Origin of the sequence: Catenulispora subtropica (assembly GCF_039531675.1) — a bacterium.
Taxonomy (GTDB): domain Bacteria; phylum Actinomycetota; class Actinomycetes; order Streptomycetales; family Catenulisporaceae; genus Catenulispora; species Catenulispora subtropica.
In genome coordinates this window covers 114874-137027 of sequence record NZ_BAAAQM010000006.1, presented here as the reverse complement: position 1 = coordinate 137027, position 22154 = coordinate 114874, and the positions used below count along the sequence as shown (strand labels likewise).

Below are 22154 nucleotides of genomic sequence, written 5' to 3'. Positions count from 1 at the left end.
CGGATGGGGACGTGACCGTCCGCCGCCACAGGTCGGCGCCCGCGAAACCGCTGTTGCGCCGCCTGGGGCCGTGGCTCTACCTGGCGCCGCTGTTGCTGTTCATCGGCGTGTTCAAGATGTGGCCGCTGATCTGGGGCGTCTACCTGAGCTTCTTCCACGTGCGGCCGTATCTGGGCAACGAGTACGTCGGTACGGACAACTACAACAAGCTCTTCTCCGACCCGGATCTGCGCTCGGCCGTCGTCCATACGGTGTTCGACGCCTTCCTCGCGGTCGCCGGGTCCATCCTCGTCGGCTTCGGCCTGGCCCTGTTGTTGCAGGGCCCCGCGCGCCACGTCCGGATCCTGCGGACGGCCGTGTTCCTCCCGACGGTGATCGCGATGGTCGCCGCGGCCGAGCTGTGGACCACGCTGCTCTATCCGTCCCGCTACGGCGCCGTGAACTCGATGCTCGGCCGCGTGGGCATCGGGCCGGAGCCGTTCTTCTCCAGCCCGCACTCCTCGCTGGTCTCGGTGATCGCGATGCAGGTCTGGAAGCACGCGCCCTACGACATGGTGATCTTCGTCGCCGGCCTGGCCTCGATCGACCGGGAGATGTACGAGGCCTGCCAGATCGACGGAGCCACCCGGTGGCAGCGGCTCCGGTACGTGACCCTGCCCTCGCTGCGGCCGATCACCACGATCGTGCTCGTGCTGGGTGTCATCCGGGGGCTGCGCGTGTTCACCGACATCTGGGTGGCCACCAACGGCGGCCCGGCCGGGTCGTCGGAGTCGGTGGTGACCTATCTGTACCGGCAGTTCAGCCAGAACGACGACACCGGCTACGCCGCCGCGCTCGGCACCGCGCTGCTGGTCGTCACCGTCGTGCTGACCTGCCTGATGCTGCTGTGGCGGAGGCGCGAGGAGACATGAGGGCTCGTACCAGAACGGGCGTGTGGCTGCTCTACGCCCTGGTCCTGTTCGTGTTCGTCTACCCGCTGTGGACGCTGGTCGCGACCGTGTTCTCGAAGCGGCAGGCCCGCCTGGGCGAACTGATGACCGTGCCGCACGGGTTCACCGGCGCCAACGTCGCGCAGGCGTGGCACCTCGGCGTTGCCCGGGGCCTGGTCAACTCGTTGATCGTGGTGGCGGTCGGGCTGACCCTCCAGCTGGCGGTGTCCTCGCTGGCCGCCTACGCCCTGGCCCGTAAGCGGTTCACGGGCGCGGGCCTGGTCATGCTGGCGATCCTGGCCACGATGATGATGCCGGAGGAGGTGATCGCGATCCCGCTGTTCCAGGTGCTGGGCAAGATCCACCAGCCGTTCACCGGCGGCTCGCTGGTGAACTCCTACGGCGGGCTCATCCTGCCGCTGGTCGGCTGGGCGCTGCCGGTCTACGTGCTGACCGGGTTCATGAAGCGGGTTCCGATGGAGCTGGAGGAGGCCGCGCGCATCGACGGCGCGGGCGACTTCCGGATCTTCTGGCGGATCGTGCTGCCGGTGTGCCGGCCGGCACTGGGGACCTGCGCGGTGTTCGGGTTCCTGATGATCTGGGACCAGTACCTGCTGCCACTGCTGGTGTCGCAGACGCCGAAGATGGACACCCTGACCGTGGTCGTCACCAGCCTGCAGGCGTCGCAGGAACAGGGCGAGGGGGTGCGGCTGGCCGCCGTGCTGATCCTGGCGGTGCCCGGCGTGCTGGTCTACCTGGCTTTGCAGAGACTGTTCGAACGCGGCCTGCTCAGCGGTTCGCTCAAGGGATAAGGGAACTGATGCAATCACTGGTGGAGCGACTGGACGGGCTGCTGTACTTCCCCGTCACCCCCTTCGCGCGCGGCGCGGGCGACCGCGCCGGACGCGTCGACCTGGCCGCCTACCGCGAGCACCTCGGCTCGCGGCTGGCGTTCCTCGACGCGCCCGAGCGGCCGGGGCCGGCGGCGGTGTTCGCGTGCTGCGGCACCGGGGAGTTCTTCTCCCTGGACCTGGACGAGTACGCCGACTGCGTCCGGGTCGCCGCCGAGGCCGCGGCCGGCCGGGTGCCGGTGGTGGCGGGCATCGGCTACGGGGCCGCGCTGGCCGCCCCGTTCGCCGCCGCGGCCAAGGAGGCCGGCGCCGACGGGCTGCTGGTGATGCCGCCCTACCTGGTGGCCGGGGGAGCGGCGGGGCTCCGCGACCACTACGCCGCGGTGGCCGAGAACACCGACCTGGACCTGATCATCTACCAGCGGGACAACGTCACCTTCACCCCGGAGGTGGTGGCCGAGCTGGCGGCGGTGCCGAACATCGTCGGCTTCAAGGACGGCAAGGGCGACCTGGACCTGATGCAGCGCATCGTCTCGGCGGTCCGGGACCGGCACGGCGAGGGCGCGCTGCTCTACCTCAACGGCCTGCCCACCGCCGAGATGTCGCAGCTGGCCTACCGCGGCGTCGGCGTCCCGGGCTACTCGTCGGCGGTGTTCTGCTTCGCGCCCGACATCGCGCTGGCCTTCTACCACGCCTACCGCGACGACGACTCCGCGCTGGTCACGGCGCTGCTGGACCGCTTCTACCGGCCGTTGGTCGAGCTCCGCCACAAGGCCCCCGGCTATGCGGTGTCGCTGGTGAAGACCGGCGTCCGCCTGGACGGGCTGGACGCCGGACCGGTGCGCCCGCCGCTGACGGAACCGGCTCCGGAGCACGTCGAGCGGCTGGCGGAGTTGGTGGTCGAGGGCCGCCGGGTACTGGTCGAACACGGGATCGGCCCGGCGGTATGACCGCGCGTCGTGGAAGGGGCGGGACAGCACATGGCTGAGAGCGAGCACGGCAGGATCCTCATAACGGGAGCCGCCGGGGGAGTGGGCACGTTCCTGCGCACCGGGCTGCCGGAACAGGGCTGGACCGTACGGGGCTTCGACCTGGTGACCCCGCCCGATCCGGGCCCGGTGGAGTGGCGGACCGGCGACGTCGGCGACCCCGCGGCCCTGGACGAGGCGATGCAGGACGTCGACGTGGTCATCCACCTGGCGGGCATCCCGGTCGAGGACCGCTTCGAGCGCATCCTGAAGACCAACATCGACGGCACCTACCAGGTCTTCGACGCCGCCGTCCGCAACGGGGTGCCTCGGGTGCTCGCCGCGAGCAGCAACCACGCGGTGGGCTACTACGAGCGGGCGGACTTCCGCGACGCCCCGATCGGCGTCGACGTCCGTCCCCGCCCGGACACGTTCTACGGCGTCTCCAAGGTGTTCATGGAGGCGATCGGTTCCTTCTACGCCGACCGCCACGGTCTGCGGGTCGCCTGCGTCCGCATCGGGTCCTGCTTCGCGGAGCCGCGTTCCCGCCGGATGCTCGACACGTGGCTGAGCCCTGCCGACGGGGTGCGGTTGTTCCACGCCCTGGCCACGGCACCCGACCTGCGTTACGAGATCGTCTACGGCGTGTCCGCGAACAAGACCGCGTGGTGGGACATGGAGCCGGCACGCCGCCTCGGCTTCGAGCCGCAGGACGACTCGGACGTGTTCGCCGCGCAGGTCGAGGCCGCCGCCACCGACCTTCCCGACCCTGAGGACCCCGAGTACAAGTATCTCGGCGGGAGGTTCACGACCTTCGTGCCGCCGGAGGACTGAGGGCCGGGGGCTGGAGATCCGCCTGGAGCTCCGTCGCGTACGCCACGAGTAGCGCGCAGTTCGCGTCGGCCGGGATCAGCGGCCTGATCTGCGCCGTCAGAGAAGAACCCGCTGTCAGAGAGGAACCGGCTGTCAGAGGAGAACCGGCCGTCAGAGGAGAACCGGACTCGGACCGGGCGCCGTCCAGCACCACCAGGATCCGGCGCCCGGCCAGCTCGCTGCGGAACGCCGCAGCGAGCTCGTCGGTCGCGAACGGCGAGGTGTCGCCGGGCCGCTCGGCCGCGTCCAGGGAACGCAGGAACCTGCGGAGGATCGCGGCGGGCGGGATGGCCGGCGTGCCAACGAGGCGGGCATAGAGCTGACCATCGGGGAACTTCGCTGAAACCTGGTGCGCGGCACGGATCGCCAGCTCCGAGGCGTGCGGATCCTCGATGGTCACCACCACGCCCCGATACGGCTCGCTCGGCGGCGCGACGAGCGCGGCCACCACCTCGCGCGCGTCCAACGTCGCGTCGGCGAGATCGGGCGGCAGTTCCCGGGGAGCCCCGACCGCGCCTTCGCCGCCGGGCACCGTCTCCGACTCCGGGTCGCCGTCGGCCGTCGCCCGGCGCATCGTCCCCATCAGCCGGGCCTTCGGAACCTGCAGCGCGTCCGCGAGCATCTGCACCGTGGTCCGCCGCGGGCTCAGCGTCCGGCCGCGCTCCAGGCTGCGGATCGCCCGCGTGCTCAGACCGCTGGCGTGCGACAGCTCCTCCTGCGTCCAGCCCCGGCGCTGGCGCCACGCCCGGACCGCCTCGGCGAACCCGGAGTGGCCGTCCCCCTCTTCCACAGCGGCAGTCTGCCCGCGTGACGTGCGGCTAATCGTCCGCGCAACTTCCTCCGCACCTTCCTGGTCTCCGCCGACGCCGCGCGGTTACCTGGATGGCACGGGTTCCGCGACGTGGGACGGGAGGCGGCCATGATGGTGGTCATCGCGGGCATCGGGGCGGCGGTCGCCGTCGCGTTGGCGGGGCGGGCGGCGGTCGGCACCGCCCAGCGGATGCGGGCGTGGTACCGGGACAGCCTGGCCGGCTCCGCGATCGAGCTCGTCGTGCTGGCCGGCCTGGTCGGCGGCCTGCTCGGCGAGCTCTACCGGCGTATGCACTCCTGACCGGGCCGGGCGGCTGGGGAGCACTACCGGGGCTGCGACACCGAGTGCGCGGGCCCCTGGGAGTCGTTCATGTTCCAGGAGCCGTTGTTCCAGGAACCGCTCCAGATCCACGCGATCGCGCCGAGCACGATCATGATGATCAGCAGCACGCGCGCTCCGCTGCTCAGCAGCAGCGGACGCGTGGGCGAGACCCGCTCGGCGGCCCCGGGCACCTCGCCGAACAGCCCCTTCGGATAGGTCGGCGTCAGCATCCCGGCGTAGCCGAGGAAGCGCGTCTCGAAGCGCAGCGCGGCGCTGGTCGCGCCGAACACCGGCTCCGGCTGCCGGCCCTTGAACAGCATGATCACCCAGACGAAGAACGCGATGACGCCCCAGCCCTCCATCACGATCACGCTGAGGACCCAGGCGGGGATCATCAGGATGATGCGGAACAGCACCGCGGCCGGATTCAGCGCGGTCGCCGCCGGCACCTCGATCTGGATCGGGTAGCCGGGCGCGTCGAAGAACATGAACGGCGGGTACTCGTCCACCAGCAGCAGCACATAGCCGTGCACCCGGACCTGGTACCTCAGGACGCCGATCAGGAAGTCGCGGATCCCCTCCGGCAGCCTCCCGGTGAACAGCGCCGCGAACCAGCCGACGATGATCACGAAGAAGCCGGCCACCATCAGGAAGTAGGCGATGATCAGCTGCGGGATCGCCAGGATGAGACGGATCAGCACGGTCCAGCGCTTCTGGTCGCGCAGCCCGTGCACGTCCAGCTGCAGCTGCGGCTCGATCCGCATGCCGGCGTACGGGTCGCCGCCGCCCGGGTACCGCGGGTATCCGGGCTGCTGGCCGTACGGATTGCCCGGCTGCCCGTAGGGTGGCTGGCCGTACGGCGGCTGGTTCGGCGAGTCCGGCGGCGGCGGGGGAGCCGGCGGCAGCTGGTCGCTCATGGTGCCTCCTGGGGCTCGGCGTGCGGCAGGCGCTACCGCCCCATGATCACTCCGGCTCCGCGTCCTCACCCGTGGTACGGACCGAACGGATGACGGCGCGCCCACGCCGCCGCGTCGGCCGCACCCGCGGCGGCGTCTCCACCAGACCCAGCGCTTCCATCAGGTGCCGCGCGTCCTCGGCGTCCCGGGCCCGCGCCGCCAGCGCCCGCAGGGCCCGCTCCCGGATCTCCGGCGGGCACTCGGCACTGGAGGCGAGCTCGACGACCGTCCCACCGGACGGGAAGGCGAAGCTGTCCGTTCCTTTCGTCACAACCGGCCCATACCCGGCTCCGCGCCCCGTGAACGACCCAAGCCTCCGACCGGGGAGCCGGATGCCAGGCGTCTGGTCTAATCATCCCAATGAAAGCTGCCCTGCTGCGCCTGTCCGACCGCCTCTACGACGACGGCGCCGCCGAATACAACACCCTCCCCGCGGCCCTGATCGTCGCCACCCTGGTCACCGGCACCGTCGACGCGGTCAGCTACCTGGCCCTGGGGCACATCTTCGTCGCGAACATGACGGGCAACGTGGTCTTCCTCGGCTTCGCCGTGGCGGGAGCCAAGGGCCTGACGGTCTGGGCGCCGATCCTGGCTGCCGGCTGCTTCGCGGCAGGTGCCTGGACCGAGACCCGGCTGGGACGGCGTTCCGCGGGGGACGATCGGCGGCGCTTGTCGGCGGCGGTGGGGGCGCACGCCGCGTTCGTGACGGTCGCGCTGCTGATCGCGGCGTTCGAGGACGATGCGAAGACGTCGACGCACGCGCAGCTGACGGCGATCCTCGCGTTCGGCTTCGGGGTGCAGAACGCGGTGGTGCGGAAGCTGGCCGTGCCGGATCTCACGACCACGGTGCTGACGATGACGGTGACGGGGCTGGCTGCTGATCCGCTGGGGAAGGCGACGTGGCGGCGGGTGATCTCGTTGGTGTGCATGTTCGTCGGGGCGTTGGCGGGCGGGGTGCTGGTGCTGCACGTGGGTGTTTCTGCGGCGCTCGGGTTGGCGGTCGGGTTGCTGGTGATCGCGGGCGGGGTGGCGCGGGCTGGTTGCTGATCCGGCGGCTGTCAGCCCACACCGACCGACATTCAGGCCAACCCCGCCACAACACTCTGCATCTCCACGGGCATCTCGAACGAGAACTCCCCGCCGACCACCCCCGCCCGCAAGTCATGCACCGTCCACCCTCGCACCCACAACAACCGCGGCGGCAGCGCCCGCGGCGTGTCCCGCGCCAGCGCTCCGTTCAGCTCCCACAACGCGGCGGTGGCGCGCAGTGTCGCGTTCGACTCCAGCGGCAGCGTCACGAAGGCGTTGTCGTTCGTCAGCGTCACCAGGGCGCCGTTCGGCAGCGGGCGGCCGAGGGCGCGGTCCAAGCGGAAGACGTGCGCGGCGCCGGGCCAGCCCTGGCCGTTGACGGCGAAGGCCGGGGCGTTGGCGGTGGAGAGGTGGAAGCCCTGGACGTTCAGGGGTTCCACACCGAGGGCGTCCAGGGCGTCGTCCCATAGGCGCGCCGGGGGGACCGGCCAGGTGGCGGCCAGGTGGCGGGTGAGGACCAGGGCCTCGTCCTGCTGTCCCTTCACCACCAGTGCTGCGACCAGGTCCGGGTGGAAGTCCGCGGTGAGCGGGTCCTCACCCAGTGGTGTGCCGGAGGCCTGCACCACGATCCTCAGCCTGGACGGCAGCAGGCTCGGCGGGATGCCCGCCACCGTGCGGCATGCCGGATCAGAGCACGGCAGAACCCCCAACATGATCTTCCCCCCACCGAAAGAGCCCCCTGCGCCCCATCCCGAGCGCCGGGAGAGCTTACAGCACTCGGTGACCCGTCGACCGATCCGTGGAGCGGCCACTTGATCGAGCTGTGGCCGAACGCTTGGCCGACCATTGACCGACCCCTGACACGGTGAGACATTCACCGCTAGCCGACTGACTGAATCGCTTTATGCCCGGTCTCGTCACTCGCCAGGGAGGATCATGGGAATCGACCACGTCCAGCCGAGTAGAAGAACCGTCCTGCGCGGCGCCGGTGCTGCCGGAGCCGCCATCGGTCTCAGTGGCTTACTGCAACTGCGCGCCCAGGACACCGCCGCCGCAGCCGCCACCAAGACCAAAAACGCTTCATCGCCACCCGGTTCGACCACCGATCCGGCCGGTCTGACCGTGACCCCGCACGAGCCGTGGATGCACGGCTACCTGGCCAAGGACCTCGCCTCCTGGAGTCCCGCCACCGACCCCTACGCGAAGTACTTCCGCTCCCGCGTTCCGCTGGCGCCCCGCATCCCGGTCTTCGCCGCCACGCAGGCGAACCCCGCCCTCGCCTACGGCCCGCAGGTGCTGGACCTGTCCGACGACTACCTCGGCAAGATGGCCTACCGCGGCCTGCGCCACCAGGGCGACGTCACCCTGCGCACCAGCCGCTTCTGGCAGTACACCGACATCTACGCCTCCTGGCACGGCCTCATCACCGCCGACTCCACCCTGGACGGCAACGCCACCTACGGCGTCGTCAACATCCCGAACCCGGCGTGGACCGACGTCGCCCACCGCAACGGAGCCAAGTCCCTCGGCTGCTGGTTCTGGCCGCGCGGCGACACCTTCTCGCAGCTCGTCGTCAAGAACCCGGACGGCACGTTCCCGGTCGCCGACCAGCTCCTCGCGATGGCCGCCTACTTCGGCTTCGACGGCTACTTCATCAACCAGGAGGCCACGGTCTCCGCCACCGACGCCGCCGGCCTCATGGCGATGTTCACGTACCTGCGCGCCAAGGCGCCGTCCGGTTTCCACGTCCAGTACTACGACGCGATGCTCCCCAGCGGCACCCTCAGCTACCAGAACACCTTCGACTCGGCGAACGCTCCCTGGGTCCGCAACGGCACGACCCCGGTCTGCCACAGCATGTTCGTGAACTACGCCTGGAACGCCACCGCCGCCTCGAACTCCCGCGCCTACGCCCAGAGCCTCGGCCTCGATCCCTACGCCGCCGTCTACGTCGGTACCGAGTGCCAGGGCCGCGGCTTCGTCCAGTACGGCTACGACCCGCGTGGCAACTTCCCGGAGGGCGGCACCGCGCAGAACAGCTGGGGCATCTTCGGCGGCACCACCAACATCCTGTGCCCGCCCGGTGTGGACCTGACCGTTCCCGCGAACCAGGCCGACCGCTACGCCAAGGAGCGCTACTTCTGGTCCGGCCCCAACGGCGACCCCACTCGCACCGGTCGCGTCCGGCCGCCGTCGAGCTCCGACACCGGCACGCCTTACGACACCTACCAGGTCTGGGACGGCGTCGCGCATTACATCGTCGAGCGTTCGGTCATCGGCGCCTTCCCCTTCGTCACCCGCTTCAACACCGGCAAGGGTTTCGGCGTCTGGCGTGGCGGCGCGCAGATCAGCACCGGCCAGTGGGCCGACGCCGGCGTCGCGGACATCCTCCCCACGTGGCAGTGGTGGGTCACCGCCACCGGCTCCTCGGCACCGCTCACCGTCGACTACGACCTCACCACCGCCTGGGACGGCGGCGCCTCGCTGAAGGTCACCGGCGCTCAGAACGCCGGAGACACCAGCGTGATCCGGTTGTTCAAGACCGACCTCACGGCCAGTACGGCCACGACCACCCGCATCCGCTACAACGCCGACGCCGGCGGGAGCGGCTCCGGAACGAACCTCGGCCTCAGTATCGGCCTGGTGTTCGCTGACACACCGAGCCAGACCACCTGGCTCCCGATCGGCGCAACCTACAGCAGCGGCTGGAACACCGAAACCGTGTCGCTGAGCCCTTACTCCGGCCGCACCATCGCCGCGATCAGCCTGCGCTTCGCCGCCCCCTCCACCACCACCTACGCGGTGAACATCGGCGAGCTGGCGTTCCTCGACGGCACCGTCCCGACCCCCACGGCTCCGACCGCCTTCGCCATCGACGCCTCCTATGCCGACGGCACTGCCGCCGAGATGCTGCTGTCCTGGACCCTGGCACCGACAGGAGTCTGGTACTACGACATCCGCCGCCTCCGCCCCGACGGCTCGGTCGAAGCCCTCGGCCGCACCTACGACGACGTCTTCTACGTCGCCGAGATCGACCAGGTCGGCGGTGAGACGACCACGACGGTCCAGGTGGTCCCGGTCTCCCCGGCCGGGGACGAGGGCCCGGCCGCGACCGCCGTTCTCACCTGGACCGGCGGAGGGGGCGGCACGCCGGTGAACCTCGCCCTGAACAAGCCCGCGACCGGCACCGCGTCCGCCAACGGCAACGAGACGCCGCCCAAAGCGGTCAACGGCAGCGTCAGCGGCGGCCTGTCCGACAAGTTCTGTTCGCTGATCTCGCCGTCCTGGCTCCAGGTCGATCTCGGCGCGGCGCACACCATCAGCGGCTTCGAGATCGCGCACGCCTCCGCGGGCGGAGAATCAGTCTCCTACAACACCCGCGATTTCTCGATTGCGGTGTCGGCGGACGACAGCCATTGGCAGACTGTGGTCACCGTCACCGGTAACACGGCGGGCGCGACCACTCACCCCGTCACGGCGGTCACGGCGCGGTATGTGCGGCTCACCGTCACGAAGCCGACGCAGACCAGCGACCGGGCCACCCGCGTCTACGAGCTGCGAGTGCTCGGGACCTGATGACGGCCGGTCGCGTGTCGCTGTGGAATGGGGCTCGACACGCGGCCGGCTCCCTTCGCGTGGCCGGCTACGCGTTGAACCATCCCGGGATGTCGAACCGCATCTCCTGATCGGCGGTGATGGCCCGCAGCGCGCCCTCCAGCGCCGCCACCTGGTCCTCGCCGAGCCGCTCGGCCCAGCGCGCCCGCTGCGCGCCCATGATCCGGAAGGCCAGCTGCTGCACCTCCCGGCCGCGCGCGGTGAGGCGGATGATCTTGCTGCGGGCGTCCTCGGGGTCGGGCACGCGCTCGACGTAGCCGTCGCGTTCGAGCCCTTCGATGGTCTTGCCGGCGGCCTGTTTGGACACGCCGAGGCGGCGGCCCAGGGCGGAGGCGGTGATGCCGTCGCCGATCGCCTTGAAGGTGATGCCGTGCAGGGTGCGGATGTCCGGGTGGCCGGCCGCGGCGAGCTCGGCGTGGAGGTCGTCGACCAATGCCCGGAACCCGAGCAGCAGCAGAAGGGGCAGGTCCGAGCCCTGCGGGGGAAGTGCACTTGACACGATCGACAACCTCATTGTCTAGTTAGGACAACCGTGTTGTCGATCATAGGGGAGCCGTTCATGCCTGTCATCCGCACCGCCGACGCCCGGACCGCCGAGACCGCGTCCGCCACCATGACCACCTTGGCCTCGCCGACTCTGGGCGGCGCCGAGCGTCCGCTGTGGCGCGTCGACGTCGCCCCCGGGGCCCCGGCCGGGCCGCTGCACGTGATCAACGTGGAGCAGATCTGGACCTTCACCGCGGGCGCCGCCGACGTGGAGTGCGCGGGCGAGTCGTTCCAGGTCCGCGCCGGCGACACCGTCGTGCTGCCCGGCGAGGCCGAGCGCCGCGTGGTGGGGGACCCGGAGAGCGGCTTCAGCGCGATCGTCACCTCGCCGGCCGGGGTCCGCGCCTGGCCCTCGCCCCGTGAGGGCGAGGGCATGGTGCCGCCGTGGACCGTGTGACCCGTCAGCCGGCCAGCGTCCCGAGCGTCACGGTCGTGCTCTGCTTCGTGCCGTCCGGCGTCGTGTAGTCGACCTTGACCTGCTGTCCGGGCTTGAGCGTCACCAGCACCTGGGACAGCGTCGTCGGGTCCGGCGTCGGCGCGCCGTTGACCGCGGTGATGACGTCGCCCACCTTCAGCCCGGCCTTCGAGGCCGGGCTGTTCGCTTCCACCTCCGCGATGCCCACGCCGATGGGCGTCCCGGACCGGTCGACCACGCCGACCACCTTGACCCCGAGCGCGGCGCGGCCGGAGTCGGTGACCTTGCCGTTGGCGATCAGCTGGTCGGCGATCCGGGTCGCGGTCGCGGAGGGGATCGCGAACCCGATGCCGGGAGCCGCGCTGTCGCCGAGCTCGGGGTTGAGCGCCGCGGCCGAGGGGATCCCCACCACCTGGCTGGTCAGGTCCACCAGCGCGCCGCCGCTGTTGCCGTTGTTGATCGCCGCCGAGGTCTGGATGGCGTCGCCGACGGTGATGATGCTTCCGCCGGAGGAGTCCTTGGAGGTCACCGTGCGGCCCAGCGCCGAGACGATGCCCTGGGTGACGGTGCCGGTCAGGCCGAGCGGGCTGCCCATGGCCATCACGATCTGCCCGACCTGGAGCTTGGCGGAGTCGCCGAACTTCGCCGCCTTCAGGGTGCCGCCGCCGGCCCGGATCACCGCGATGTCCCCCGTCGGGTAGGACCCGACCAGCGAGGCGCTCAGCGGCGTGCCGCCGGTCGGCTGGGTGACCGTGAACTGGGTCGCGGTGCCGACGACGTGCGCGTTGGTGATGATGTCGCCCTTGCCGTCGTAGACCACGCCGGAGCCCAGCCCGGAGGAGGTACTGATCTGCACCACCGAGGGCAGCACGTCGGTGACCACCCGCTCGTAGACCGACTGCAGATCCGTGACCGCCGTCGGGCTCGCGGCCGCCGGCGAGGACGACGCGGCCGGCGACGACGAGGGCTTCGACTTCCCGTCGCCGCAGCCGGCCGCGGCCAGCACGAGCAGAGACGCCGCCACGGCGGCCGCGCGCCGGACGGGGCGGATCGGGCGCTGGTTCAACGGGACCTCGCTGCGTCGGGGGCGGGCACGGGGCGGGCTCGGGGGCGGGCCCACCGGTGGGCATGCACCGCCCGGGATCGGCGCAAACGCCGATGGCGCCGGACGTGTGAACCGCGCCGCGACCGGCGGCTGTGACACAATCCGGCGCAGTCGGCAACCAACAGGCGTGAGCGAGACGACGACGCAGCCACGACAGCAGCCTCGGATCCGGATCCGGAACGAACCAGCGCACCCGCCGGAGCCCCGACGGCCTCCGGCGGGCCACGACCCGGCCGTCGGTTTCGAGCACCTGTACCGGTCCCAGATCGACGCGGTGACCGCCTACTTCGCCCGGCGCAGCACCGATCCGCAGACGGTCGCCGACCTGACCGCGGACACCTTCGTCGAGGCGATCACCTCCTACACCTCCTTCGACCCCCGCCGCGGCACCGAGCGCGCCTGGGTGTTCGGCATCGCCCGCCGGGTGTTCGCCGAGCACTGCGACGCGTACAGCCGGCAGCGTGAGCGCACGGCCCGCCTGGCCGGACGCCGCGAGCTGGCCGCGGACCACGTCGAGGAACTCCTCGACCGCATCGACGCCGAGCGCGTCGGCCGGCGCCTGGTCGGCGAGCTGACCCGGCTGCCGGCCCTGGACCGCCAGGCGGTGGAGCTCGTCGACCTCGCGGGGTTGAAGGCCAAGGAGGCGGCGGGAGTGCTCGGCATCTCCCCGGGCGCGGTGCGCATGCGGCTGATGCGCGCCCGAGCCCGACTTCGCAGGGCGCACGAGCGCCCGGAACTGGAGGAAACGCCATGACCAAGTTCGCCGACCACCTGTTCGAGAACCTGATGGACGAGCACGGGGACGCGCTGACGGCCCGTCCGGTCGCGGCGTCCGCGCCGGTCGCGGCCCGCCGCCGGTTCGCCCGCCCGGCGTGGGCGTCCGCCGGCACCGTCGCGGCGGCCACCGCCGCGGCCCTCGGCTTCACCGTCTTCGGCGGCACGGCCTCGGCCTACGCCGTGACCGACAACCACGACGGCACGCTCACCGTCAAGGTCACCAAGCCCAGCGGCATCGCCGGCGCCAACGACCAGCTGAAGAAGATGGGCTCCCGCGTGGCCGTCGTCGAGGCCAAGCCCGGCTGCCCGTCGATCGACACCTTCCGCGCCCCCGGCAACGACGGCCACGCCCTGGTCGACGTCATGGTCAAGGGCGGCGACCCGAACTCCATCACGGTCTCCGCCTCGGGCCTGCCGAACGACGAGACCGCCCTGGTGGTCTACAGCTTCGACCACGACAAGGCCACCACGGCCATGGTGCCGGTCAAGGGCCAGGTCCCCACCTGCGTCAGCCTGCCCACGGCTCCGCCGCCCGGCGGTGTCGTGACCGACGGCCAGGGCGGCAAGGTTGACCGGGACGGCACCGGCGGCCACGGCGACGTGCCGGGACTGACCCAGAAGAAGTAGCACATGGTCAGCCCGCGATAGGCCGGTGACGAAAGGCGCCCCGGGTCGGTACTCGACATCGACCCGGGGCGCCTCCGGCGCCCGTCCTCTTCACCCGCCGAGGGCGTCGACCGCCGCGACCACCACGTCGTGCGGGATCAGCTCCATCGCGGCCAGTTCGCCCCCGGAGTCCCGCAGCGCGCCGGCCAGCCGCTTGGCCCACAACGACTCCCAGACCACGAACAGCCCCGCGGACCCGGGCGGCAACGACATCGCCAGGTCCTTCAGATCGTCCTCGCTGAGCAGTCCGAGGGCCTCGCCCTCGACCCGGTCCAGGGCCGCCTTCAGGTCCGCGGGGACGGTGTCCACCTCCATGTAGTGCGGCATGCCGTCGGGGCCGCTCTGCACGAAGGCCAGGTCGATGATCCGCACCGCGCCGCTCCCGACGACGTCCGCGAGCGCCGGGGCGAGGTCCTTGCTCAGCGTCCCGTCCGGGAACGCGACCACGGCGTATTGGACCGGCCCGATGTCCGTCGAATCCAGTGCCATCCCGATGCTCCTCGTCTGTGTCCGGGGGCTGCCCTCCCACCATCGCCGGGTCGGGTGGCGCGCGCAGCGCGTGCGGGCCGAACGGGGGCGATCTACGGTGACAGAGCAGGGGGGAGCGCGAGACGAAGGAGCTTCCCATGGTTATCGGACGTGCCAGGGTCCGCCGGGGCCCCGGGCTGGTCGGCGCGGCCGCCCGTACGGCGGTGGTGGCAGGGACGGCGACCGCCGTCTCCGGCCGGGTGCGGCGCCGCCAGGATGAGCGCTCGGCCCAGGCTGAGCAGGAGGCCGCATACGAGCAGCAGCAGCAGGCCGCGCCGCCGGCGGCCCCGGAAGCGTCCGGCTCCGACAACATCGCCGAGTTGGAGCGGCTGGCCGCGCTCAAGCAGCAGGGCGTGCTCACCGACGAGGAGTTCGCGGCGGCGAAGGCGAAGGTCCTCGGTCTCTGACCCACCCCCAGTCAAGCGCGAGCGGTCCCGTCCGGGCCGCTCGCGCTTCGCTGTCCACGGGCCTTCAGTGCCGCACGGCCGCCGACACCTTCGCCGTCAGCGACCCCGACAGCTTCCGGTTGCTCTTCGCGGTGGCGCGCGCCTCCCCGTGTCCCGGGACCCCCGAAACGTTGACCACCACCACGTCCTGCAACCCGCCGCCGGAGTCGTCGAAGATCACCGAGACCGTGTAGTCGTGGTCGGCGTCGGTCTTGTTCTCGACCGTGAGCTGCGACGCGGCATGCCCGTCGGCGTCGATGACGACGGGCCCGGCCGTCACGTCGCCGGCGGCCAGGACGCCGCCGCTGATCTCGGACAGCGCGGACGAGGCGGCCGACTGCGCCTTCGAGGCGAGGCTCGACGCGGACCCGCCGATGCCGGTCGGCGCCGGCCCGGGCGCGGAGCCGGACCCGGACGTGGAGCTCTTGCACCCGGCGAGCAGCGTGACGGACAGTCCGCCGGCGACCGCGGCGGTGAGGACGGAACGACGCAACGTCATGGGGAAGCCCTTCGGTTCTCCCAACCCCTTACCCCCAAACGCCGCGGGGCCACGGGTCCCCCGCACCCGGAACCCGATCCGGGGCCGCTCCGAGCGGGTCGGGTCGGTCCGTACCGCTTCTGGTCAAGGACCTTTCGCAGACTCTTGACGGACGGGCCGGGGCTTCAGTAGCGTACGCCCCGATCTCGTTAGGAAACTTTCCTAATTACGCAAGAGCACGTTCATCGCCGCCTCACCCGCACCGCCGATCCCGTGTCATCAGCCAAGCCCACCGAGGAGTCGGGCATGAGATCTCCAGACACGATCCGCAGCCCTCGCCCCCGCGCCCGCGCGCTCGGGGCGGCCGGCATCGCTGTCGCCGTCCTCGCCGGAGTCGCCCAGATGGCGACCGCGACCGGCGCCCGTCCACCGTCCGCGTCCGCCGCCGCGCTGTCGGCCGCCGCCGTCGACCCGGCCACCGGGTCGAGTGCCGTCCAGAACCTCGGCGCGAGCGCCGGCTGGAAGGTCCTGACCAGCGCCACCGCCACCCAGACCGGGGCCCAGATCTCCACGCCCGGTTTCTCCACCGGTGGCTGGCTGTCCGTCGCCGACGACGGCGGCGGCGCCCCGGGCACCGAGATCAGCGCCCTGCTGCAGAACGGCACCTGCCCGAACGTCTACTTCTCCGCGAACATGAAGAGCTGCTTCGGCCAGATGACGAAGATCGGGGCGGACACCATCGCCCAGTTCTCCGTGCCGTGGTGGTACCGCACCGACTTCACCCGCCCGCCGTCGGGCCAGTCCGCGCGCCTGGTCCTGAACGGTGTCGTCGGGACCGCCGACGTCTGGGTGAACGGTGCCCAGGTCGCCGCGGCCTCCGCTGTCACCGGCGACTACGTCAAGAACGTCTACGACATCACCTCCAAGCTGGTCTCCGGCACCAACTCGCTGGCCATCGAGGTGCACCCGAACGACCCGACCAAGATGCTCACGCTCGACAACGTGGACTGGAGCCAGATCCCGCCGGACAACAACACCGGCATCCAGTTCCCGGTGCAGCTGGAGACCGGCGGCCCGCTGATCGTCGAGGACGCGCACGTCAACCAGGACACCGCGAGCGACCTGTCCAGCAGCGCCCTCACGGTCAAGGCCTCGGTCGTCAACGTCACCGGCTCCTCGCAGACCGGCGCCGTCACCGCGACTGTTACGCCGCCCGGCGGCGGCGCGCCGATCTCCGTGACGCAGAACGTCACCGTCGCGGCGAACGCCACCTCGACCGTGACCTTCGCGCCCGCGAGCTACCCGGCGCTGACCGTGGCCTCCCCGCAGATCTGGTGGCCGTACCAGATGGGCGGACAGCCGCTCTACACGCTGGACACCTCGGTGTCGCAGAGCTCGACGGTCCTGAACTCGAGTTCCGAGACCTTCGGCATCCGCACCGTCTCCTCGACGCTGGTCGGGGCCGGCGGCGCCTCGCCGTCCGGGGTCCGGCAGTTCGGGATCAACGGCCACCCGCTGGTGATCCGCGGCGGCGGCTGGGATCCCGACCTGTTCCTGCGCTACGACCCGGCCGACACCGCGCAGCAGATAGCACTGATGAAGGCGATGGGCCTGAACACCGTCCGCCTGGAAGGCCACTTCATGCCGGCCGACTGGTACCAGCAGATGGACGCCGCGGGCATCCTGGTCAACACGGGCTACCAGTGTTGCGACTACTGGGAGGGCAGCTCGGCCGGGACGAACTACCAGAACACCGCGAAGTCCCAGGGCGCGATCTGGCGCAACCACCCGAGCGTCTTCAGCTTCCAGTGGAGCGACAACGCCCCGAGCTCCACGCAGGAGACGCAGGCGCTCAACGGCTTCGCCGCGGCCGACTTCCCCGGCCCGTTCATCTCCTCCGCCGAGTACAACTCGAGCTCGCAGCTCGGCGTGTCGGGGGAGAAGGAGGGGCCCTACGACTGGGTGCCTTCCAATTACTGGTACGACACCTCGCACTACCCCTCGGGTGACAGCACCCTGACCAACGCCGGCGGTGCCTGGGGCTTCGACAGCGAACAGAGCGCGGGGGACACGGTCCCGACGATGGACTCCATCAACCGCTTCCTGTCGGCCTCCGATCAGTCGACGCTGTGGCAGAACACCGGGGCGAACCAGTACCACGCCAACTACGAGGGCACCAGCCACAGCGGCTATGCCTTCGGCACGCTCTACAACCTGGACCAGGCCGTCTCCAAGCGGTACGGAACCTGGTCGAGCCTGGCGCAGTACGTGCAGGAGGCGCAGGCCCAGAACTACGAGGACACCCGCGCGCAGTTCGAGGCCTACATCGCGCACTCCACCAACAGCACGCAGCCGTCCACCGGCACCATCTACTGGCAGATGAACAAGGGCTGGCCCACGCTGCTCTGGTCGCTCTACAACAACGACTACGACCAGGCCGGCGCCTACTTCGGCGCCCAGCAGGCCAACCGTCCGCTGCACGCGCTGTTCACGCTCGACAACCACACCGTCACGGTCGACAACCTGACCGGCCAGACGCAGTCCGGCGTGACCGTCGAGTCCAAGGTCTACAACACCGCCGGCACCCTGCTCGACGACCAGACCTCCGGCTCGCTGTCGCTGGCCTCGCAGAAGGTCCAGAACAAGGTGCTGACCCCGAAGCTGCCCACCGGCTCCGGCACGGTCTACTTCGTCGAGCTGCTGCTCAAGCAGAACGGCACCCTGGTCGACCGCAACGTGTACTGGGACTCGACCACGCCCGACGCGGTGAACTGGAGCTCGACCATCCCGTCCGGCGGCGGCAACCCGCAGGCGACGATGAGCAGCTACGCCAATCTGACGGCGCTGCAGAGCCTGCCGAAGGCCACCGTCACGGCGACCGCCTCGACCTCCGACCACGCCGGCCCGAACGGCGCCGACAAGCTGGTCACGGTCACCGTCACCAACACCGCCTCGACCCCGACCGTCGGCTTCCTGCTCCGCGCGGACCTGCGGCGCGGCACGGCCTCCGGTGGCGAGCTGTCCGGCGACAACGAGGTGGCGTCGACGGTGTGGGGCGACAACGACGTCACGTTGTGGCCCGGCGAGTCCGAGACGCTGACCGCCACCTACAAGTCGTCCGACCTGCAGGGCGCCACTCCGGTGGTGAGCCTGTACGGCTGGAACGCCTCGAAGATCGACGTGGTCGCGGGCACCGGGACCGGCACCCCGAACGACTTCTCGATCGCCGACTCGCCGAGTTCGGGCACGGTGACGCAGGGTTCCACGACGACGGCGACGGTGTCCACCGCCGTGGTCTCCGGGAGCGCTGAGTCGGTCGCGCTGACCGCGTCCGGCCTGCCGTCCGGCGCCACCGCGACGTTCAGCCCGGCCTCGGTCACCGCGGGCGGTTCTTCAACGCTGACCATCGCGGCCTCGGCCGGCACACCGGCCGGGACCTACCCGATCACCGTCACCGGCACCGCGCCGTCCGCGACGCACACCACGAGCTACTCGCTGACGGTCGACTCCTCCGGTGGCACCTGCACTCCGGCGCAGCTGCTGGGGAACCCGGGCTTCGAGTCCGGGGCGACGGTGTGGACGCAGACCTCGACCCTCGGGTACACGCCGATCACCAAGTCGACGTCGGCCGAGCCCTCACGCTCGGGCTCGTGGGAGGCGTACTTCAACGGCAACAGCACCAAGGACACCGACACCATCGCGCAGAACGTGACCATCCCGGCCGGGTGCAGCGCGTCGCTGACCTACTGGCTGCACATCGACACCACCGAGAACACGACCACGGCCAAGCCGGACACCTTCAAGGTGCAGATCCTGAACTCCTCCGGCACGGTCCTGGCCACGGTCGGCTCCTTCTCGAACCTGGACAAGAACTCCGGCTACACACAGAAGACCGTCGACCTGTCCTCCTACGCGGGGCAGACGGTGACGCTGAAGTTCACGGGAACAGAGACGGACGCCAACGGCGGTACGACCAACTTCATCGTCGACGACACCGCCGTCCAGACCAGTTGAATCCCCCCACCCACCCCCACCACCCGAAAGGAACGAGCACTGTGAAGCGCTCCGCCAAGCGCGTGCTCAGCCTGGCCACCGGAGTCGGCACCATAGCCGGCTGCGTGGCTCTGATCACCACCCCGTCCGCCCAGGCGGCCGGGCCCGCGCACGCGTTCCCGTCCCACCAGACCTACAAGGTCGGTGTGATGCCGTCGGCGTCGCAGGCCACCCGCGACGCCGCGGTGCAGAAGCAGTACGACTCGTGGAAGGCCAACTACCTCGTCCACGGCTGTGCCAGCAACGAGTACTACGTCTCCACCAAGGGCGACGGCGACGCCACCAACAACGGCCCGGTCTCCGAGGGCCAGGGCTACGGCATGAACATCGTCCCGCTGATGGCCGGGTACGACGCCAACGCGCAGACCGAGTTCAACGGGCTGTGGCAGCTGGTCAAGGACCACGAAGACCAGTACGGCATGATGCAGTGGCAGTTGGACGGCAAGACGTGCAAGTACTACAGCGGCGGCACGCCCGACGGCGCCACCGACGGCGACCTGGACATCGGCTACGGCCTGATCCTGGCCGACAAGCAGTGGGGCGGCTACCAGGCCGACGCCCTGAAGTGGCTCGCCAACTTCTACGCCCACAACGTGGCGCCGGACGGCCACCTCAAGTGCGAGGACGACGGCCCGAACACCGACACCCGGCCCTCGGACCACATGATCGACCACCTGCGGGCGTTCGCCGCGTACGACACCGCGCACGACTGGAACAAGGTCATCACGCGCACCGAGGCGGTCGACTCCTCCCTGGTGAACAACTACTCCTCGGCCAACGGCCTGCTGCCGGACTTCGTCGTCGGCGCCAACGCCACGCCGTCGCCGGCCCCGGCGAACTACCAGGAGAACCAGCCGGACAACATCGTCGGCTACAACTCGATCCGCGTGCCGTGGCACATGGGCACCGACGCGCTGCTCAACGGCGCCACCACATCCGCCTTCGAGCTCAGTGACGCCACCAAGTGGTCGGCGTGCGCCAAGAAGGTCTCCGGCGGCGACCCGAGCAAGGTCTACCCGCACCTGAACCTCAACTGCACCGCGCACAGCACCTCGGACGTGGCCGAGGAGGCCGGCGACTCGATCGGCCCGTCGGCGATGGCGGCGGGGGACCAGGCCTGGACCGACAAGATCTGGAGCTTCCTGCAGACCAACCCCTACGGTGACGGGTACTACGGCGAGTCCATCAAGACCCTGGTCATGATCGTGATGGCGGGCGACTACTGGAGCCCGGCCGGATCCACCACCCCGCCGCCCACCGACGACTTCTCCCTCTCGACGTCGCCGGCGTCCGGGTCGGTGAGTCAGGGTTCTTCGGCCTCCACGACCGTCGGCACCGCTGTCACCTCCGGTTCGGCCGAGTCGGTCACGCTGAGCGCGTCCGGCCTGCCGACCGGCGCGACCGCGACCTTCAGCCCGTCCTCGGTGACCTCCGGCGCCTCCTCGGCGCTGACCGTCGCCACGGCCGCGAGCACGCCGGCCGGCACCTACACGATCACCGTCACCGGGACGGCGGCCTCCGGGTCGCACACCGCCACCTATTCGCTGACCGTCACCACGACCGGCGGCGGCACCTGCACTCCGGCGCAGCTGCTGGCCAACCCGGGCTTCGAGTCGGGGGCGACCGTGTGGGCCCAGACCTCGACGCTCGGCTACACGCCGATCACCAACGCGACCTCCGCCGAGCCCGCGCATTCGGGTTCGTGGATCGCGTACTTCAACGGCAACGGCTCCGCGGACACCGACACCGCCGCGCAGAGCGTGACGATCCCCGCGGGCTGCACGGCGACGCTGAGCTACTGGCTGCACGTCGACACCACCGAGAACACCACCACGGCCAAGCCGGACACGTTCAAGGTGCAGATCCTGGACGCCGCGGCCGCTTGGCACACCGTCGGCACCTTCTCGAACCTCGACAAGAACTCCGGGTACGCCCAGAAGACCGTCGACCTGTCGGCCTACGCGGGCCAGACGGTGAAGCTGAAGTTCACCGGCGCCGAGACCGACGCCAACGGCGGCACGACCAACTTCATCATCGACGACACCGCTCTGACGACCTCCTGATGTCCTGAGCCACCTTCTCCGGGAAAGCCGCCGGCCCCGACGCCTTGAGGGAAGCGTCGGGGCCGGCGTGCGTCGTCTTCTCCGCTCGGCGGGAGGTCAGTGACTGACCAGCAGTTCGTGGTCGAGCTCGACGAACTCCACGATCAGGTCGGCGAACCGGCCGGCGATCAGCTCGCGGTAGACCTCCGAGCCGGTGTGCGCGTCGTAGGCGGCCTGGTCCGCGAAGTGCTCGACGAAGAGCAGGTAGTCCGGATTGGCCGGGTCGCGGTAGACGCGGAAGGACAGCGTGCCGTCCTCCAGCGCCGGGCCCTTCGGGGCGAAGTCGAGGACCACCGCCTCGGCCTCGGCCTGCATGCCGGACTTGAGCTTGATGGGGAAAACCTTGGCGAGCATGGACGGGCTCCTTCAGAGACGGTGGTTGCCGGTGCTCCGCCAGGATGCTGCGGACGCGGTCCGGGCTCCGGCCGGATCCGGACGCCGCCGGGTGTCCGGATGTGGCCGGAAGCCGTCGCGGGACCCGGATAGAGAGGGGGAGGTGGACACTCTTCCTGTCGGTCTGGGCGTCGCCCAGCCTGACCTGTTCGCCGACGACCAGCCGGCCGTCGACGCGCGATTCGCCACGGCGCACCGCATCGCCCTCGACGAGACATCGTGGGTCGAGCACGTCCCCGGCTGGACGCGGCCGGCGCTCGGGTGAGTGTGAACTTCTCGGGCCGGTTTCAGG

The 22154-nt window shown here is 70.6% G+C and carries 23 protein-coding genes; 14 read left to right on the top strand and 9 right to left on the bottom strand.

Features of this window, described 5'->3' with window-relative positions; translation table 11 throughout:
- The first annotated feature begins 11 nt into the window (after positions 1 to 11).
- The 4 genes from ABD466_RS07975 to ABD466_RS07960 are packed head-to-tail and all read left to right on the top strand — an operon-like array spanning position 12 to position 3582.
- The gene (locus tag ABD466_RS07975) at positions 12 to 911 is read left to right on the top strand and encodes a carbohydrate ABC transporter permease (protein ID WP_344656307.1); all 900 of its coding nucleotides are present in this window, start codon (positions 12 to 14) and stop codon (positions 909 to 911) included.
- Entirely contained in the window at positions 908 to 1741 is an 834-nt protein-coding gene (locus tag ABD466_RS07970) for a carbohydrate ABC transporter permease (RefSeq protein WP_344656306.1), read from the top strand. The genes ABD466_RS07975 and ABD466_RS07970 overlap by 4 nt, the downstream gene beginning before the upstream one ends.
- 8 nt (positions 1742 to 1749) lie before the next feature.
- Complete coding sequence (locus ABD466_RS07965) at positions 1750 to 2730, top strand: 5-dehydro-4-deoxyglucarate dehydratase (protein ID WP_344656305.1); 981 nt, start codon at positions 1750 to 1752, stop codon at positions 2728 to 2730.
- Positions 2731 to 2760: 30 nt separating this feature from the next.
- Entirely contained in the window at positions 2761 to 3582 is an 822-nt protein-coding gene (locus tag ABD466_RS07960; RefSeq protein WP_344656304.1) for an NAD-dependent epimerase/dehydratase family protein, read from the top strand.
- On the opposite strand, the gene ABD466_RS07955 is transcribed toward ABD466_RS07960, so the two are convergent.
- Positions 3554 to 4411: a helix-turn-helix domain-containing protein gene (locus ABD466_RS07955; protein ID WP_344656303.1), complete on the bottom strand. Its 858-nt coding sequence runs from the start codon at positions 4409 to 4411 to the stop codon at positions 3554 to 3556. The genes ABD466_RS07960 and ABD466_RS07955 overlap by 29 nt on opposite strands.
- 129 nt (positions 4412 to 4540) lie before the next feature.
- Here ABD466_RS07955 and ABD466_RS07950 point away from each other — a divergent pair, with 129 nt between their 5' ends.
- Positions 4541 to 4732 (top strand): hypothetical protein, encoded by a 192-nt coding sequence (locus ABD466_RS07950; RefSeq protein WP_344656302.1) that lies wholly within the window; start codon positions 4541 to 4543, stop codon positions 4730 to 4732.
- Between the two features lie 23 nt (positions 4733 to 4755).
- Here the strand turns inward: ABD466_RS07950 and ABD466_RS07945 are convergent, their stop codons facing one another.
- Together ABD466_RS07945 and ABD466_RS07940 are read right to left on the bottom strand one after the other, a co-directional pair.
- Positions 4756 to 5670 (bottom strand): DUF4389 domain-containing protein, encoded by a 915-nt coding sequence (locus tag ABD466_RS07945; protein ID WP_344656301.1) that lies wholly within the window; start codon positions 5668 to 5670, stop codon positions 4756 to 4758.
- Positions 5671 to 5716: 46 nt separating this feature from the next.
- Entirely contained in the window at positions 5717 to 5980 is a 264-nt protein-coding gene (locus ABD466_RS07940) for a hypothetical protein (RefSeq protein WP_344656300.1), read from the bottom strand.
- Between the two features lie 89 nt (positions 5981 to 6069).
- Here ABD466_RS07940 and ABD466_RS07935 point away from each other — a divergent pair, with 89 nt between their 5' ends.
- A complete protein-coding gene (locus ABD466_RS07935) occupies positions 6070 to 6756 on the top strand; it encodes a YoaK family protein (RefSeq protein ID WP_344656299.1) in 687 nt (228 codons plus the stop codon).
- A gap of 32 nt (positions 6757 to 6788) precedes the next feature.
- Here ABD466_RS07935 and ABD466_RS07930 read toward each other — a convergent pair whose 3' ends face one another.
- Positions 6789 to 7451, bottom strand: coding sequence for a hypothetical protein (locus ABD466_RS07930; RefSeq protein ID WP_344656298.1), 663 nt, complete (start codon positions 7449 to 7451; stop codon positions 6789 to 6791).
- A gap of 223 nt (positions 7452 to 7674) precedes the next feature.
- On the opposite strand from ABD466_RS07930, the gene ABD466_RS07925 reads away from it, so the two are divergent.
- Positions 7675 to 10314, top strand: a complete 2640-nt coding sequence (locus ABD466_RS07925; protein WP_344656297.1) for an endo-beta-N-acetylglucosaminidase — start codon at positions 7675 to 7677, stop codon at positions 10312 to 10314.
- A 67-nt stretch (positions 10315 to 10381) separates the two neighbouring features.
- Here ABD466_RS07925 and ABD466_RS07920 read toward each other — a convergent pair whose 3' ends face one another.
- Entirely contained in the window at positions 10382 to 10852 is a 471-nt protein-coding gene (locus ABD466_RS07920) for a MarR family winged helix-turn-helix transcriptional regulator (protein WP_344656296.1), read from the bottom strand.
- Between the two features lie 60 nt (positions 10853 to 10912).
- Between ABD466_RS07920 and ABD466_RS07915 the strand changes: the two genes are divergently transcribed.
- The gene (locus ABD466_RS07915) at positions 10913 to 11296 is read left to right on the top strand and encodes a cupin domain-containing protein (protein WP_344656295.1); all 384 of its coding nucleotides are present in this window, start codon (positions 10913 to 10915) and stop codon (positions 11294 to 11296) included.
- Between the two features lie 4 nt (positions 11297 to 11300).
- Here ABD466_RS07915 and ABD466_RS07910 read toward each other — a convergent pair whose 3' ends face one another.
- Positions 11301 to 12380, bottom strand: coding sequence for a S1C family serine protease (locus ABD466_RS07910; RefSeq protein ID WP_344656294.1), 1080 nt, complete (start codon positions 12378 to 12380; stop codon positions 11301 to 11303).
- Positions 12381 to 12546: 166 nt separating this feature from the next.
- On the opposite strand from ABD466_RS07910, the gene ABD466_RS07905 reads away from it, so the two are divergent.
- Both ABD466_RS07905 and ABD466_RS07900 read left to right on the top strand, forming a co-directional pair.
- On the top strand, positions 12547 to 13173 hold the full coding sequence (locus tag ABD466_RS07905; protein ID WP_344656293.1) for an RNA polymerase sigma factor: 627 nt from the start codon (positions 12547 to 12549) through the stop codon (positions 13171 to 13173).
- A complete protein-coding gene (locus tag ABD466_RS07900; protein ID WP_344656292.1) occupies positions 13170 to 13823 on the top strand; it encodes a hypothetical protein in 654 nt (217 codons plus the stop codon). The genes ABD466_RS07905 and ABD466_RS07900 overlap by 4 nt, the downstream gene beginning before the upstream one ends.
- 90 nt (positions 13824 to 13913) lie before the next feature.
- Here the strand turns inward: ABD466_RS07900 and ABD466_RS07895 are convergent, their stop codons facing one another.
- Positions 13914 to 14351, bottom strand: a complete 438-nt coding sequence (locus ABD466_RS07895; RefSeq protein ID WP_344656291.1) for a DUF6325 family protein — start codon at positions 14349 to 14351, stop codon at positions 13914 to 13916.
- A gap of 137 nt (positions 14352 to 14488) precedes the next feature.
- On the opposite strand from ABD466_RS07895, the gene ABD466_RS07890 reads away from it, so the two are divergent.
- Complete coding sequence (locus ABD466_RS07890; RefSeq protein WP_344656290.1) at positions 14489 to 14797, top strand: SHOCT domain-containing protein; 309 nt, start codon at positions 14489 to 14491, stop codon at positions 14795 to 14797.
- 64 nt (positions 14798 to 14861) lie between these two features.
- Here the strand turns inward: ABD466_RS07890 and ABD466_RS07885 are convergent, their stop codons facing one another.
- Entirely contained in the window at positions 14862 to 15335 is a 474-nt protein-coding gene (locus ABD466_RS07885) for a hypothetical protein (protein ID WP_344656289.1), read from the bottom strand.
- Between the two features lie 285 nt (positions 15336 to 15620).
- Between ABD466_RS07885 and ABD466_RS07880 the strand changes: the two genes are divergently transcribed.
- Positions 15621 to 19328, top strand: coding sequence for a glycosyl hydrolase 2 galactose-binding domain-containing protein (locus ABD466_RS07880; protein WP_344656288.1), 3708 nt, complete (start codon positions 15621 to 15623; stop codon positions 19326 to 19328).
- Between the two features lie 41 nt (positions 19329 to 19369).
- On the top strand, positions 19370 to 21430 hold the full coding sequence (locus tag ABD466_RS07875) for a glycosyl hydrolase family 8 (protein ID WP_344656287.1): 2061 nt from the start codon (positions 19370 to 19372) through the stop codon (positions 21428 to 21430).
- A gap of 96 nt (positions 21431 to 21526) precedes the next feature.
- Here ABD466_RS07875 and ABD466_RS07870 read toward each other — a convergent pair whose 3' ends face one another.
- Positions 21527 to 21823 carry a putative quinol monooxygenase gene (locus tag ABD466_RS07870; RefSeq protein ID WP_344656286.1) on the bottom strand — a complete coding sequence of 99 codons (297 nt, stop codon included), beginning with the start codon at positions 21821 to 21823 and terminating at the stop codon, positions 21527 to 21529.
- Between the two features lie 142 nt (positions 21824 to 21965).
- On the opposite strand from ABD466_RS07870, the gene ABD466_RS07865 reads away from it, so the two are divergent.
- The gene (locus ABD466_RS07865) at positions 21966 to 22127 is read left to right on the top strand and encodes a hypothetical protein (protein WP_344656285.1); all 162 of its coding nucleotides are present in this window, start codon (positions 21966 to 21968) and stop codon (positions 22125 to 22127) included.
- Positions 22128 to 22154: the final 27 nt, after the last annotated feature.